General features: G+C 37.4%; 12 protein-coding genes. 8 read left to right on the plus strand and 4 right to left on the minus strand.

Annotation, left to right across the window (positions count from 1 at the left end; genetic code table 11):
* Window positions 1-60 precede the first annotated feature (60 nt).
* The 4 genes from putA (at window position 61) to KTI78_RS06545 (ending at window position 6,062) form a co-directional block, all read left to right on the plus strand.
* Window positions 61-3,813, plus strand: a complete 3,753-nt coding sequence (gene putA, locus KTI78_RS06530; protein ID WP_262445579.1) for a trifunctional transcriptional regulator/proline dehydrogenase/L-glutamate gamma-semialdehyde dehydrogenase — start codon at window positions 61-63, stop codon at window positions 3,811-3,813.
* A 104-nt stretch (window positions 3,814-3,917) separates the two neighbouring features.
* Window positions 3,918-4,391: a GrpB family protein gene (locus KTI78_RS06535; protein ID WP_262445581.1), complete on the plus strand. Its 474-nt coding sequence runs from the start codon at window positions 3,918-3,920 to the stop codon at window positions 4,389-4,391.
* A 106-nt stretch (window positions 4,392-4,497) separates the two neighbouring features.
* Window positions 4,498-5,583: a tRNA (uridine(54)-C5)-methyltransferase TrmA gene (gene trmA / locus KTI78_RS06540; protein ID WP_262445582.1), complete on the plus strand. Its 1,086-nt coding sequence runs from the start codon at window positions 4,498-4,500 to the stop codon at window positions 5,581-5,583.
* Between the two features lie 248 nt (window positions 5,584-5,831).
* Window positions 5,832-6,062, plus strand: a complete 231-nt coding sequence (locus KTI78_RS06545) for a hypothetical protein (protein WP_239968363.1) — start codon at window positions 5,832-5,834, stop codon at window positions 6,060-6,062.
* A gap of 28 nt (window positions 6,063-6,090) precedes the next feature.
* Here the strand turns inward: KTI78_RS06545 and KTI78_RS06550 are convergent, their stop codons facing one another.
* On the minus strand, window positions 6,091-6,846 hold the full coding sequence (locus KTI78_RS06550; RefSeq protein ID WP_262445583.1) for a phosphodiester glycosidase family protein: 756 nt from the start codon (window positions 6,844-6,846) through the stop codon (window positions 6,091-6,093).
* Window positions 6,847-7,039: 193 nt separating this feature from the next.
* Between KTI78_RS06550 and KTI78_RS06555 the strand changes: the two genes are divergently transcribed.
* Entirely contained in the window at window positions 7,040-7,630 is a 591-nt protein-coding gene (locus KTI78_RS06555; protein WP_016141231.1) for a lecithin retinol acyltransferase family protein, read from the plus strand.
* Window positions 7,631-7,677: 47 nt separating this feature from the next.
* On the opposite strand, the gene KTI78_RS06560 is transcribed toward KTI78_RS06555, so the two are convergent.
* A complete protein-coding gene (locus KTI78_RS06560; RefSeq protein WP_262445584.1) occupies window positions 7,678-8,268 on the minus strand; it encodes a YceI family protein in 591 nt (196 codons plus the stop codon).
* Window positions 8,269-8,483: 215 nt separating this feature from the next.
* Between KTI78_RS06560 and KTI78_RS06565 the strand changes: the two genes are divergently transcribed.
* Complete coding sequence (locus KTI78_RS06565; protein WP_262445585.1) at window positions 8,484-8,891, plus strand: OsmC family protein; 408 nt, start codon at window positions 8,484-8,486, stop codon at window positions 8,889-8,891.
* A gap of 55 nt (window positions 8,892-8,946) precedes the next feature.
* Here KTI78_RS06565 and tkt read toward each other — a convergent pair whose 3' ends face one another.
* The gene (gene tkt, locus KTI78_RS06570; RefSeq protein ID WP_262445587.1) at window positions 8,947-10,935 is read right to left on the minus strand and encodes a transketolase; all 1,989 of its coding nucleotides are present in this window, start codon (window positions 10,933-10,935) and stop codon (window positions 8,947-8,949) included.
* A gap of 536 nt (window positions 10,936-11,471) precedes the next feature.
* Here tkt and metK point away from each other — a divergent pair.
* Window positions 11,472-12,638 carry a methionine adenosyltransferase gene (metK, locus tag KTI78_RS06575; protein WP_016141235.1) on the plus strand — a complete coding sequence of 389 codons (1,167 nt, stop codon included), beginning with the start codon at window positions 11,472-11,474 and terminating at the stop codon, window positions 12,636-12,638.
* 124 nt (window positions 12,639-12,762) lie between these two features.
* Here the strand turns inward: metK and KTI78_RS06580 are convergent, their stop codons facing one another.
* Window positions 12,763-13,011 (minus strand): hypothetical protein, encoded by a 249-nt coding sequence (locus KTI78_RS06580; RefSeq protein ID WP_002121448.1) that lies wholly within the window; start codon window positions 13,009-13,011, stop codon window positions 12,763-12,765.
* 259 nt (window positions 13,012-13,270) lie between these two features.
* Between KTI78_RS06580 and KTI78_RS06585 the strand changes: the two genes are divergently transcribed.
* The gene (locus KTI78_RS06585) at window positions 13,271-13,465 is read left to right on the plus strand and encodes a hypothetical protein (protein ID WP_262445589.1); all 195 of its coding nucleotides are present in this window, start codon (window positions 13,271-13,273) and stop codon (window positions 13,463-13,465) included.
* Window positions 13,466-13,487: the final 22 nt, after the last annotated feature.

Genomic DNA, 13,487 nt, shown 5'->3' on the forward strand with positions numbered 1-13,487 from the left:
AAATTATCTAAACCTCTCTACTCAAGATGAGTTTACGAGAGCTGGTTGGCGGAAACAGATATGAACACAATGGATACTTTTCATCAAATGGATAAATCTCACCAAGGCTATATCACCGAATTCAACGATAAAAGTGAGTTTGAACAACGCATCAATACAGCTTGGCGACGTGCTGAACCAGAAGCTGTAGAAGAGCTATTACAAGCTGCTGCGGTATCTGATGATTTAGATCATAAAATTTATGACCTTGCTTTTAATCTTGCCAATAATTTACGTGAACGTAAGACCTCTTCGGGTAAAGCAGGTATTGTTCAAGGATTATTACAAGAATTCTCTCTTTCTTCACAAGAAGGTGTGGCACTCATGTGTCTTGCCGAAGCTTTGCTTCGTATCCCAGACTCAGCAACACGTGATTTGCTTATTCGAGATAAAATCAATCAAGGTAACTGGAAAGAACACGTTGGCCAAAGCAGCTTAATGTTTGTAAATGCTGCAGCATGGGGTCTCATGTTAACTGGTAAGCTGATGGAAACTCCAAAGCAAACTAGTCTTTCAAGTGTACTTACTGGCCTTTTAGCACGTAGTGGTCGTGGTATTATTCGTAAAGCCGTTGACGTTGCAATGCGTATGATGGGTGAACAGTTTGTGACTGGTGAAACCATTGAAGAAGCTGTAGACCATGCCAAAGTGCTTGAAGATAAAGGGTTCCGCTATTCTTATGACATGTTGGGTGAAGCAGCTTTAACCGAACATGATGCTGAACGTTACTTTAACGATTACACACAAGCCATTCATGCAATTGGTAAAGCGTCTAATGGCAAAGGTGTATATGATGGCCCAGGTATTTCAATTAAGCTTTCTGCTTTACATCCTCGCTATCAACGTGCGCAAATTGAACGTGTTCATAAAGAACTCTACGGTAAAGTATTTGAACTCGCTCTTTTGGCTAAAAAATACAATATTGGTTTAAATATTGATGCAGAAGAATCTGAACGTTTAGAAATTTCTCTTGAGTTACTTGAACGTCTTTGCTTTGAGCCGGAACTTGCAAACTGGAAAGGCATTGGTTTTGTAATTCAAGCTTACCAAAAACGTTGTTTCTTCGTGGTTGATTACATTATTGACCTTGCTAAACGCAGCCAAAAGCGTCTCATGATCCGTCTTGTAAAAGGTGCTTATTGGGATAGCGAAATTAAGAAAGCGCAAATCGAAGGTATGGATGACTACCCTGTCTTTACTCGTAAAGTACATACAGATTTATCTTATATCGCTTGTGCCAAAAAATTACTTGCTGCGCCAGAATTTATCTATCCGCAATTTGCAACTCACAATGCTCAAACATTGGCAACAATTTATCATTTAGCTGATCCAAGCAAATATTATGCTGGTCAATATGAGTTCCAATGTTTACATGGCATGGGTGAACCGCTTTATGAACAAGTTGTGGGCCCACGTGAACAAAATAAATTAGGCGTGCCATGCCGTATTTATGCTCCTGTTGGTAACCATGAAACTTTGTTGGCTTATTTAGTTCGTCGTTTACTTGAAAATGGCGCGAATACTTCATTCGTTAACCGTATTGCCGATAAAACACTTAAAGTTGATGATCTTATTCAGTCTCCAATTTACGATATTCGTAATGCAGCTAAGCTTGAAGGTTCGATCGGTTTAAAACATCCATCAATTCCTCTACCTTTAGATATGTACGGAACACTTCGTAAAAACTCTAAAGGCTATGATTTAGCAAATGATGCTCCACTTGCAGCTCTAGATAGCACAGCTCAAGAATTACGTAATCGTGTTTGGCAAAGCCATCCATTATTGGCAAATAACGATTCATTAGAGCAAAGTCATTCTGTTGCAATTACAAACCCAGCACAAAATGATGAAATTGTTGGTTATGTACAAGAAGCTGATCTTAAGCATGTCGAAATTGCACTTAGCTCAGCGGAACAAGCACAATCTGAATGGTCAAATACACCTAAAGAGCAGCGTGCTGAATACTTAAAACGTGCAGCTGACCTTATGGAAAGCCGCATTCAAGAATTGATGGTTTTAATCTGCCGTGAAAGCGGTAAAACTTATGCCAATGCGATTGCAGAAGTTCGCGAAGCTGTAGACTTCTTACGTTACTACGCAACTCAAGTTGAAAACCTACCAGCAAATACAGCTATTCAGCCTCTAGGTACGGTACTTTGTATTAGCCCATGGAACTTCCCTCTTGCAATTTTCTCTGGCCAAATTGCTGCAGCATTAGTGAGTGGTAACTGTGTTATTGCTAAACCTGCTGAACAAACGCCATTAATCGCAGCTCAAGCAGTTCAGATTTTATGGGAAGCCGGTATTCCACATGGTGCTGTACAGCTACTTCCTGGCCGCGGTGAGACAGTCGGTGCTCAGCTTAGCCAAGATAGCCGTATCGATGGCATCATGTTTACAGGTTCGACTGAAGTTGCAAAAATTTTGCAGAAGACAGTTGCGAAACGTTTATCTGATAATGGCCAATCTATTCCTCTCATTGCAGAGACTGGCGGTCAAAATGCAATGATTGTGGACTCATCAGCATTAACTGAACAAGTCGTTCTTGATGTTGTAAGTTCTGCTTTTGATAGCGCGGGTCAGCGTTGCTCTGCTTTACGTATTTTATGTGTACAAGAAGACAGTGCTGCGACCGTGATTAAAATGCTTAAAGGTGCAATGCAACAGTTGATCGTAGGTAACCCTGCAATTTTAAAAACTGACATTGGTCCTGTTATTGATGACGAAGCAAAACAAACGATTGACCAGCACATTCAAAAAATGAAGTCTAAAGGCTATCCGGTACATCAGTTGATGTTCGGTGCAACAAGCCAGAATGAATTAGATAAAGGCACTTTTGTTGTACCAACAGCAATTGAACTTCCTAATCTTGATGACTTACAACGCGAAGTTTTTGGTCCAGTTTTACACATCATTACCTATAAGTATGGTGAGCTTGAACAACTCATTTCTCGCATTAATGCCAAAGGCTATGGTTTAACAATGGGTCTACATACTCGTATTGATGAAACCATCCAAACAGTCATTCAGCATGCTGAAGTGGGTAACCTCTATATCAACCGTAATATTGTTGGTGCTGTTGTTGGTGTTCAACCATTCGGTGGTGAAGGTCTATCTGGTACAGGTCCAAAAGCTGGCGGTCCGCTTTACATGTATCGCTTAATGCAACATTGTTCAAACAAAGTATTGGCAACACCATTTGCCATGAAGGCTGAGCAAACTGCTTTTGAAGGCTTTAACCGTGAGGTTTATCAGAGCTTACAAAATTGGGCGAAACAGCATTTACCGCAAGCAAATCGTGATATCGAACCATTTGGTGTTGGTAAATTCTATGAGTTACAAGGCCCTACTGGGGAAAGTAACCAATATATTATTTTGCCGCGTCATCGAGTTCTTTCAATCGCTGATACAGAACAAAATCAATTGCATCAGTTGCTCGCAATTTTTGCAGTGGGTAGCCAAGCGGCCGTAATGCCAAATAGTCCATTGTTGGCAAAATACAAACAAACATTGCCAAAAGATGTGCTTGCTGCAATTACTACAGTTAAAAACATCTCATCAGATGATTTTGATGCAGTTTTACATCATGGTAATCGCGAAGAGATCTTCTCATTACAGCAAGAGATTGCTACTCGTTCTGGTGCAATTGTTGGTATTACCCATGTTGAGCCGAATGAGACTATTCCACTTGAGCGTTTAGTGATTGAACGTGCAATTAGTGTGAATACAGCTGCGGCTGGTGGTAACGCAAGCTTAATGACAATGACTGATTAATACCGAACTTTCTAAAAAGCCCAAATCTCAGTATTTGGGCTTTTTTATTTAATCAAGTAATCTATTCTTAAATATATAAACTTTATCAATTTGAGATTCTCATAATGGTCTTTTTAGAACCAGAAAAATATCAACAAAGATGCGCTCAACTTTTTAATTCATATTACAAAGCTATTTGCGCCCTTCTACCATTTGCCAAAATTGAGCATATTGGTTCATCCGCTATTCCAAATGCAATTTCTAAAGGTGATCTAGATATTTATATTGAAGTTATGCCTGAGCAATTTGAATGCGCAATTGAACGCCTAAAAACACTCAACTTTATCGAAAAGCCAAATACACTTAGAACACATGAGCTTTGTATGCTCGAGTCACTCAACAACGATGAGGTTGCTTTTCAAATTGTAGTATCAGATTCAATATTCACATTTTTCTTAACATTTAAAAATAAGCTTATAGAGTCACCCATATTGGTCAATGAATATAATCAATTAAAATTACAGTGTAGCCATTTAGATCACGATCAATACAGAGCAGTAAAATCAGATTTTATTAATCGCGTTTTAAATCGGCCCTAGTCTAAGCATTCCTTTCTCTTATAAATATCTGGTTAAAATTGGCTCCTGCAAGTTCAATTTTTTTGATACCATTCACTATTTGATTCTGTCTAAATTTTCATTGTCTATGACCTCTTCTTATCGTCAACAACTTCAAGCTAAAATTGACCGCATTACTACTCAATTTTCTGAATTTACACCACCTACATTAGAAGTGTTTGAATCACCTGAACAACATTTCCGTATGCGTGCTGAATTTCGTATCTGGCACACAGAAAATGATATGTTCTATGCCATGTTTGAGCGTAATGATGACGACAAGCAAAAAACTGTTGTACGTATTGATGAATTTCCTATTGCAGATCAAAACATCAACAATTTAATGCCAAAACTTTTGGAAGAACTTAAAGCTGAACCTAAGCTTTCTAATCGTTTATTTGAAGCTGATTTTCTCGCAACTCTTAGCGGAGAAATGTTAGTTACCTTAATCTATCACCGTAAACTGGATCAGGAATGGGAACAAGCCGCTAAAGCGCTTGCTGAAAAATTAGATATTAAAATTATGGGCCGTAGTCGTGGCCAGAAAATTATTATTGGCGATGATTTCGTGGTTGAAGAATTCGAAATTTTAAATCGTTCTTTTAAATATAAACAAATCGAAAGTAGCTTTACCCAGCCTAATGCTCAAGTTTGCAAAAAAATGCTGCAATGGGCATGTGATGCAGCTGAAGGATCGAAAAAACACTTATTAGAACTCTATTGTGGTAATGGTAATTTTACCCTTCCACTCTCTTTAAAATTTGAACGAGTACTGGCTACTGAACTTGCAAAATCATCTGTTTATGCGGCTCAATGGAATATCGAACAGAACCAGATTGATAATATTCAGGTAGCACGTCTATCTGCTGAAGAGTTTACTCAGGCTTATCAAGGTGAACGAGAATTCCGCCGTCTACAAGAAGCAAATATTGATATTCAAAGTTATGACTTTGATACGGTATTTGTAGATCCTCCACGCGCAGGAATTGATGATGAGACTTTAAAACTTTTACAAGGTTTTGAACGTATTATCTACATTTCATGTAACCCCGATACTTTATATGAAAATTTAAAAACACTCAGTCAAACTCATCGAGTGACTAAATTTGCCTTATTCGATCAGTTCCCTTATACACATCATGTAGAATCTGGTGTTTTACTTGAGAAGATTTAAACAAAATCTTTCATTGTAAATTTTTAAATAAGGAGGCTATATACCTCCTTATTTTTTAAAGTTTTTTTATTTAAGTATTTAAATTTTCAAAAAATATCAAGTCATCTGTGTGTCATAATTTCGTTTAACTCAAGCATTCCTATCGAAAATTCTCGAGTTCAACTGGTGGATTTATCACTTATAGAGTCTTGTATTTTATTTTAAATTGGCTATATTTCGAGCTATGTTAGGTTGTATATGAAGGCTCTATGAGTTTTTGGCAAAAGCTGTTCTTAGCAGATCAACAGCATAACGAGCATAAAAACCAGACTGCTTGTGTTGAAAATGACTGCTCATGTAAAACTAATGAACAACTTCTAAGTGCGCTAGCACAAGCAACAGATGAAGATGTCATTAAGGGAATTAAAAGAGTTCTTATTTCCCGTGGTTATAGCCGAAAAGAGTTAAATGAAGTCGCTCAAAAACCATCTATTCATTAATTAAAAAGCCAGTCTTGTACTGGCTTTTTTACATTTCATTTCTCTTCAACCTACAACTCGATTGATCTACCCAGCCCACCATTGGACCCAATTCAAATTGGTGATCATTCCGCTTGTTCCTCACATATAAACTAGAAATAGAGCCATCCAGATATAAAGCCTGCTCTACTTTAAGGTTTCTTTGGAAGAACTCGGCAAAATTATAGAAATTCACGCTATTCTTCGATATTATAAAGTAGAGTTTATTATTTCGAATACCAACACCGTTACGAATTTTCTTTGATTGGGAATCCGGTAAAAAAAGGGAATTTATCTTTCCATCAATAATTAACATGGGACCTGATTGAGTTGCATAATCAACTTTCAAGTTTTTTCGGCTATATTGTTGTGTAGTTAAAACATAGGCCTGTTTTTTGTTCCAAGCCAACACACCATTCGGCTGTAAAAAGAAATTTCCAAATCCTTTATTCTTGTTTAGGGGCTGAATCACCTTACTCTGTTCAACATACAACCCTACTGGAGAAAACCCTAAATGAAACATCCCTGCATTCATTGCAAAGCTAAGTTGCTCACATTGTTTTAATTGTTCCTGAATAGTGTTAAAGCTTTTGTAATATTGTTGATTATGAGGATTTTTTAAAAATAAGCGCAATGCTTTAAAATCGTTGATCGAAACTACCTCGTATTGATCACCTTCTACAGTTTGAATCTGCTGGTAATCTATAGCATATGCGGCCTGAAATAAAAGCCCATACAAAGCGAAGCACCCAACTACCCATTTCATTGAATAACACCTGACATGACATTTTTCCTTCATATTAAGTAACTAAATTATATACAAGAAATATGAATAGATTGGATATGCATCAAACTCATTCATTCGACGTAATCAATACACTCCAAATTGCTGATATTGGTTATAATGTTTAGCAGCTTTTCAATAAAAGCCATTTACACTTTATTGGATCAGCGTAAACATGCAACAACCGAATAAACGCTACCCTTTAGGGGCTCACCTCATCGTAAAGCATCTCGGCTATAGCCATCATGGTATATATGCAGGGAGAGGTCGAGTTATCCATTATTCCGGATTAGCTCATTTCATCAAAAAGCGTCCAATTGAAATCACCTCAATAGATGCATTCTCACATGGCAAAATAATACACGTCCGTTCATATGACAGACCTCGTTATAAGGGAAAAATTGTAGTTCGCCGCATGCGTTCGCGTATGCACGAAAATCACTACCATCTCATTATTAATAACTGTGAACATCTATGTAGCTGGGCAATTACCGGCATTGAAAGTAGTACCCAAGTTGAACGGATGATGCATCGTTTAACGACCATTGGTTATGTAAGCTCAATCATGAGTTATATGAATGGCATGATGCTGACCGTGGCCACCACGTGTTTTGCTCTGGTGCTTTATATTAAAAAGAAATTACGTGATCAGGCAAAAAGGAAAGTCCCTACTTATCAATTTTTAAGAGAAAAATCTCAGAAAAGAAATATCGATCCTTCAGCGCCTTTAGTATTTATAGATCCAGATAAAAAAGAATCAGCCTAAATAAAAAAAGCCCTCATATTTGAGAGCTTTTTTAGAAAACTTATAACTTATTTTTTAGCTGCGCTAGCAGCAGTTGCTTCAGTGGTAATATTTACAGTGATCTTATCGCCTACATTTGGAACGTAATTACCTAAACCGAAGTCCGAACGCTTGAATGAAGTTGTAGCATTAAAGCCAATCGCTGGAACTTTAGCCATTGGGTGTTCGCCTTGCTTATTTAAAACAGCGTCAAGTACAACAGGTTTAGTTACACCCTTAACAGTTAAGTCACCAGTAATTTTAAAGTGCTTTTTGTCTTTGGTTTCAACTTTAGTACTTTTAAAAGTAATATTTGGATATTTAGCCGCATTAAACCAAGCTTCTTCTTGGAATTCTTTATCTAAAGCAGGCACGTTTGTATTTACGCTGCTTAAAGGAATAGTTACGTTTACAGACGAATTTGCTGGTTTTGCATTATCAACTTTAATTACACCTTGAATATCCGAGAAGTTAGCACTTGGAGTAGAGAAACCAAAGTGATTCCATGAGAAAACAGTAGCTGTATGTGTTGGGTCAATTTTGTAGTCTACTGGTGCAGCTAAAGTAACTGAACTAGCTAATGCTGCTGCCAAACCGAAGCTTAATGTTTTAAGATGCATTTTTCGTATCCTTTATTGATATAGTCGTTAGTGTATACATCAAGTAATTTAATTCACTATTCTTTATAAAACGATATGTTTCATCCATGCAACAATAAAAGCGTTACAGTTATTATTTAAAACTAATATTATAAAGTAGCGGTACTGTCATACCGTGTTCGGACTCAAGAATTTCATTTTCACTTCAAATTTATTGATTCATAATAAGGTAAAACATGGCTAATACTGCTCAAGCACAAAGTACTTCTACCCCATATCGAGTAACTCTCACCGATCCTTCAGGTCATCAATGGTTTGCAGATGAACCAACTGATAAAGGTGGCCTAGATACTGCTCCAAACCCAGTTCAGATTTTATTATCTGCTTTAGGTGCTTGTACCACCATTACATTAGAAATGTATGCAAACCATAAAGGTATTAAGCTAGATCATGTTCAAGTGGATTTAGCATTAAACCCCAATGGTGACCCACAAGCAGGCCAAAATAATATTGAACGAAAAATCATACTCAAAGGTGAGTTTACTGAAGATCAACACAAGCGCTTATTAAAAGTTGCCGAGAACTGCCCTATTCATAAATTATTAACCTCTCAGATTAATATCCAAACAGAACTTAGCATTTAAAATTTTAAATAAAAAAGCGCTCCACTAGGAGCGCTTTTTTACACTACTTTAATATTTAAGCAGTTAATTCTTTTACTGCTGCAACAACAGCTTCAGTTGTAATACCAAAGAATTGGAACAAATCTTTTGCTGGTGCAGATTCACCATAAGTTGTCATACCAATTACTTTGCCATCAAGACCAACAAACTTCCACCAGTAATCAACATGAGCCGCTTCAACAGCAACACGCGCACGAATATGAGCTGGTAATACTGCTTCACGATATGCAGCATCTTGTTTCATAAATTCTTCTGCACATGGCATAGAAACTACACGCACACCATCAAGTTGTGCATAAGCTTCCATTGCTAAAGAAATTTCAGAACCAGTTGCAATAATAATTGCTTTTAATTCGCCTTTTTCTTGAGCAAGTACATAACCACCTTTTGCAGCGTTTTGAATTTGCTCTTCAGAACGTGTTTGGAATGGTAAGTTTTGACGAGAGAAAATAAGTGCTGTAGGACCGTCTTTGCGTTCTAAAGCAGATTTCCAAGCAATTGCAGTTTCTACAGTATCTGCAGGACGCCATGTATTTAAGTTAGGTGTACCACGTAATGAAGCAATTTGTTCAATCGGTTGGTGAGTTGGACCATCTTCACCTAGACCAATTGAGTCATGTGTATAAACATGAATTACACGTTGTTTCATTAATGCAGACATACGTACTGCATTACGTGCATATTCCATAAACATTAAGAATGTTGCAACGTAAGGAACGAAACCACCATGTAATGCAACGCCATTAGCGATTGCAGTCATACCAAATTCACGTACGCCATAGTATACATAGTTACCCGCTGGGTTTTCTTGAATACCTTGGCAACCTTTCCAAAGTGTTAGGTTAGAACCAGCTAAGTCAGCCGAACCACCTAACAATTCAGGTAATAAAGGACCAAATGCTTGTAATGTATTTTGGCTTGCTTTACGTGTTGCTATTGTCTCGCCTTTCACATTTGTTTCACGAATGAAAGCATCTGCTTGAGCTGCAAATTCTGCCGGTAAATCACCACTAATACGACGAAGTAACTCAGCTGCTTCAGTTGGATATTTTGCTTGATATTGTGCAAATACCGCATTCCAAGCTGCTTCAGACTCGCTACCTTTTGCTTTCGCATCCCATGCAGTATATATATCAGCAGGAATAGCAAATGCTTCTTCGTTCCAGCCTAATGCTTCACGAGTTAAAGTAATCTCATCTTTACCTAATGGCGCACCATGACAGTCTTCTTTACCTTGTTTATTTGGTGAACCTAAACCAATAATGGTTTTACACATAATGATTGTTGGTTTTTGAGTTTCAGCTTTTGCTTCGATTGTCGCTTGACGAATCGCATCAGCATCATGACCATCTACACGAAGAACTTGCCAACCATAGGCTTTGAAACGCTCTTCTGTATCATCACTGAACCAACCTTCTACTTCACCATCAATTGAAATACCATTATCATCATAATAAGCAATCAATTTACCAAGTTGTAATGTGCCAGCTAAAGAACATACTTCGTGAGAAATACCTTCCATTAAACAGCCATCACCTAAGAAACAGTAAGTAAAATGGTCAACAACTTTTAAATCATCTTTATTAAATTGAGCAGCCAATGTTTTTTCTGCTAAAGCAAAACCAACAGCATTAGCAATACCTTGACCTAAAGGACCAGTTGTCGTCTCTACACCCGGTGCATAACCATATTCAGGATGACCAGGAGTTCTAGAATGCAATTGACGGAACTGTTTTAAATCTTCAATTGAAAGATCATAACCTGTTAAATGAAGCAAAGCGTATTGCAACATTGACCCATGGCCATTTGATAAAACGAAACGGTCACGGTTTGCCCATTGTGGATTTGTTGGGTTGTGATTTAAAAACTCACGCCAGACGACGTCAGCAATATCTGCCATCCCCATTGGAGCACCTGGATGCCCTGAGTTTGCCTGTTGCACAGCATCCATTGCCAATACACGAATTGCATTTGCAATACGACGTTCGTTTAAAGGGGTCGTCATAGATCAGAATCCAATTTTAATAGATTGATGAAAAGAAGAAGATGAATAACCATTCAATGCCGCTATATTGTCTTAAAAAAAAGGCTGAGGGTAAACCCCAACACGGTATATTTCTTTATTTTTAACCATTTCTTGGTTACACAAAAAACATTTGAATCTTTAAGTTATATAAAACAATGCTCATTTCTCTGCAGAGTGCTCAAATTTCAAAGTATTTCTCCTGTTAGTTTTTGATATATAGTTAAAATATTCCCCTCATCTTGCATAAACTGATCATATTAGTTTTCTTTAAAGTCCAAATTTTCAGATAGAATCTTTTTATTGATTTACATGTCTAAAAAACACACTAGCAACAAGTTGTTAAAATATAAATACTTTAAATTATAACTCTCTATATCAATTTTACTAATACACTTATCAATTAAAACACACTATAAATGAAATAAATTCATGCTTTTTAGTCAGTATGAACTGGTCCTCAAGCTCAAGTCGATGTAACATATTATGTCTTTTGAAATAACCAAGATAGGACTTTCATGCGCGAGTACGCTGTTTTTACCTCGGAATCTGTAAGCGAAGGTCATCCCGATAAAATGGCCGACCAAATTAGCGACGCTATTTTGGATGCAATCTTAAAAGAAGACCCATACGCACGTGTTGCTTGTGAAACACTGGTAAAAACAGGCGCTGTTGTACTTGCAGGTGAAGTGACAACGACTGCTAATATTGATGTTGAAGCTGTTGTTCGTAATACTGTTAACGGTATTGGTTACCACCACTCTGATCTTGGCTTTGATGGATCAACGTGTGCTGTAATCAATATGATCGGTAAACAATCACCTGAAATTGCTCAAGGTGTAGACCGTCAAAAACCTGAAGACCAAGGTGCTGGTGACCAAGGTCTAATGTTCGGTTATGCAAGCCGTGAAACAGACGTGCTTATGCCTGCGCCGATTTCTTATGCTCACCGTTTAATGGAGCGTCAAGCTGAACTTCGCCGTTCAGGTGCACTTCCATGGTTACGTCCAGATGCAAAAAGCCAAGTTACTTTTGCATATGAAAATGGCAAGCCTGTACGTTTAGATGCTGTTGTTTTATCTACTCAGCACGATCCTGAAATTACTCAAAGCCAGCTTAAAGAAGCGGTTATTGAAGAAATTATCAAACCGATCATCCCTGCTGAAATGTTCCATGCAGCTACTAAATTCCATATTAACCCAACAGGTATGTTCGTAATTGGCGGACCTGTAGGTGACTGTGGTTTAACAGGTCGTAAAATTATTGTTGATACATACGGTGGTATGGCTCGTCACGGCGGTGGTGCTTTCTCTGGTAAAGACCCATCTAAAGTTGACCGTTCTGCTGCGTATGCAGGTCGTTATGTTGCAAAAAATATTGTAGCTGCTGGTCTTGCTGACAAATGTGAAATTCAAGTGAGTTATGCCATTGGTGTAGCAGAACCTACTTCGATTTCAATTAATACCTTTGGTACAGCAAAAGTTTCTGATGAGTTGATTATTCAACTTGTACGTGACCACTTCGATTTAAGACCGTTTGGTATTACTCGTATGTTGAACCTTATTCAACCAATGTACAAACAAACTGCGGCTTATGGCCACTTTGGTCGTGAAGGTTCAGACTCTGCATTTACTTGGGAAAAAACTGATAAAGTTGATGCCCTTAAAGATGCTGCTGGCCTCTAATATGCCGTCATAAAAAAGCCCGCGATTGAGCGGGCTTTTTTATACTTAAAACTCTATGGTATGTAGGGTTTGGTCTTCTAGCAATCATCCTTGACGCCATATCATTTATAGCTGTAATCAAAGTCTATTGTCTTGTCGTTTTATCATCCTGATTTAACACATCAAGTAATGTTGACTGCGTAGGAGTATCTTGATGGTTCTGGATATAGATATGGACAACTTTAAATACAACGACAACCGCTAGACAAGCCATCACACAAAACATCCATAAGCCATAAGGACTTCGAATATGTTGTGAGCCACAGTATGGGCATGATTTATCTGTTGATGCCACAACTTTGTCGCAACACGCACAATGGTATTGATATAGCATAGGTAACCCTCCTTCCCTCATTTCAACCGTTGTTGTTTTAATAGGTTTGCTACATTTTTTAATTTATACATCCTTTATATTTATCCTATGTGAAATGAAAAGATAATTCAATCTAGATGAACAATTGAGTCAATTAAAAAATATTTCCTAAAAACAAAAACATAAGTTAAATATTATTTTTATAGGACTATTTTTCTTATTTTGATATTTTGTCTAATTTGTTAAAATAAGCGAATAATCTCACATTTGAGGCAAATGCATGTCACAAACAAAGCTCATTAATAAAGGTGGCTTTCGCGAAAGAGCCAACCGAAGTCGAGGTTATCAACAATCAGAAAATAAGCAAACTGCCTTAGCTTCCAACAAATATCAACCTCCAACAAAACCACAAGAAGACCAAACTGAACTGGCTCAAAAAGATATTACTGGGACTGAAGAATCTCTAAATAAATAATATATATCTACTTAAAATAAAA

This window comes from Acinetobacter sp. WU_MDCI_Abxe161 (assembly GCF_025514355.1).
Taxonomy (GTDB): Bacteria; Pseudomonadota; Gammaproteobacteria; order Pseudomonadales; family Moraxellaceae; genus Acinetobacter; species Acinetobacter pittii_E.

Coding starts and splice junctions, on each gene's coding strand:
- putA (WP_262445579.1), top strand. CDS start 61: ATGAACACAATGGATACTTTTCATCAAATGGATAAATCTCACCAAGGC.
- KTI78_RS06535 (WP_262445581.1), top strand. CDS start 3,918: ATGGTCTTTTTAGAACCAGAAAAATATCAACAAAGATGCGCTCAACTT.
- trmA (WP_262445582.1), top strand. CDS start 4,498: ATGACCTCTTCTTATCGTCAACAACTTCAAGCTAAAATTGACCGCATT.
- KTI78_RS06545 (WP_239968363.1), top strand. CDS start 5,832: ATGAGTTTTTGGCAAAAGCTGTTCTTAGCAGATCAACAGCATAACGAG.
- KTI78_RS06550 (WP_262445583.1), bottom strand. CDS start 6,846: ATGAAATGGGTAGTTGGGTGCTTCGCTTTGTATGGGCTTTTATTTCAG.
- KTI78_RS06555 (WP_016141231.1), top strand. CDS start 7,040: ATGCAACAACCGAATAAACGCTACCCTTTAGGGGCTCACCTCATCGTA.
- KTI78_RS06560 (WP_262445584.1), bottom strand. CDS start 8,268: ATGCATCTTAAAACATTAAGCTTCGGTTTGGCAGCAGCATTAGCTAGT.
- KTI78_RS06565 (WP_262445585.1), top strand. CDS start 8,484: ATGGCTAATACTGCTCAAGCACAAAGTACTTCTACCCCATATCGAGTA.
- tkt (WP_262445587.1), bottom strand. CDS start 10,935: ATGACGACCCCTTTAAACGAACGTCGTATTGCAAATGCAATTCGTGTA.
- metK (WP_016141235.1), top strand. CDS start 11,472: ATGCGCGAGTACGCTGTTTTTACCTCGGAATCTGTAAGCGAAGGTCAT.
- KTI78_RS06580 (WP_002121448.1), bottom strand. CDS start 13,011: ATGCTATATCAATACCATTGTGCGTGTTGCGACAAAGTTGTGGCATCA.
- KTI78_RS06585 (WP_262445589.1), top strand. CDS start 13,271: ATGTCACAAACAAAGCTCATTAATAAAGGTGGCTTTCGCGAAAGAGCC.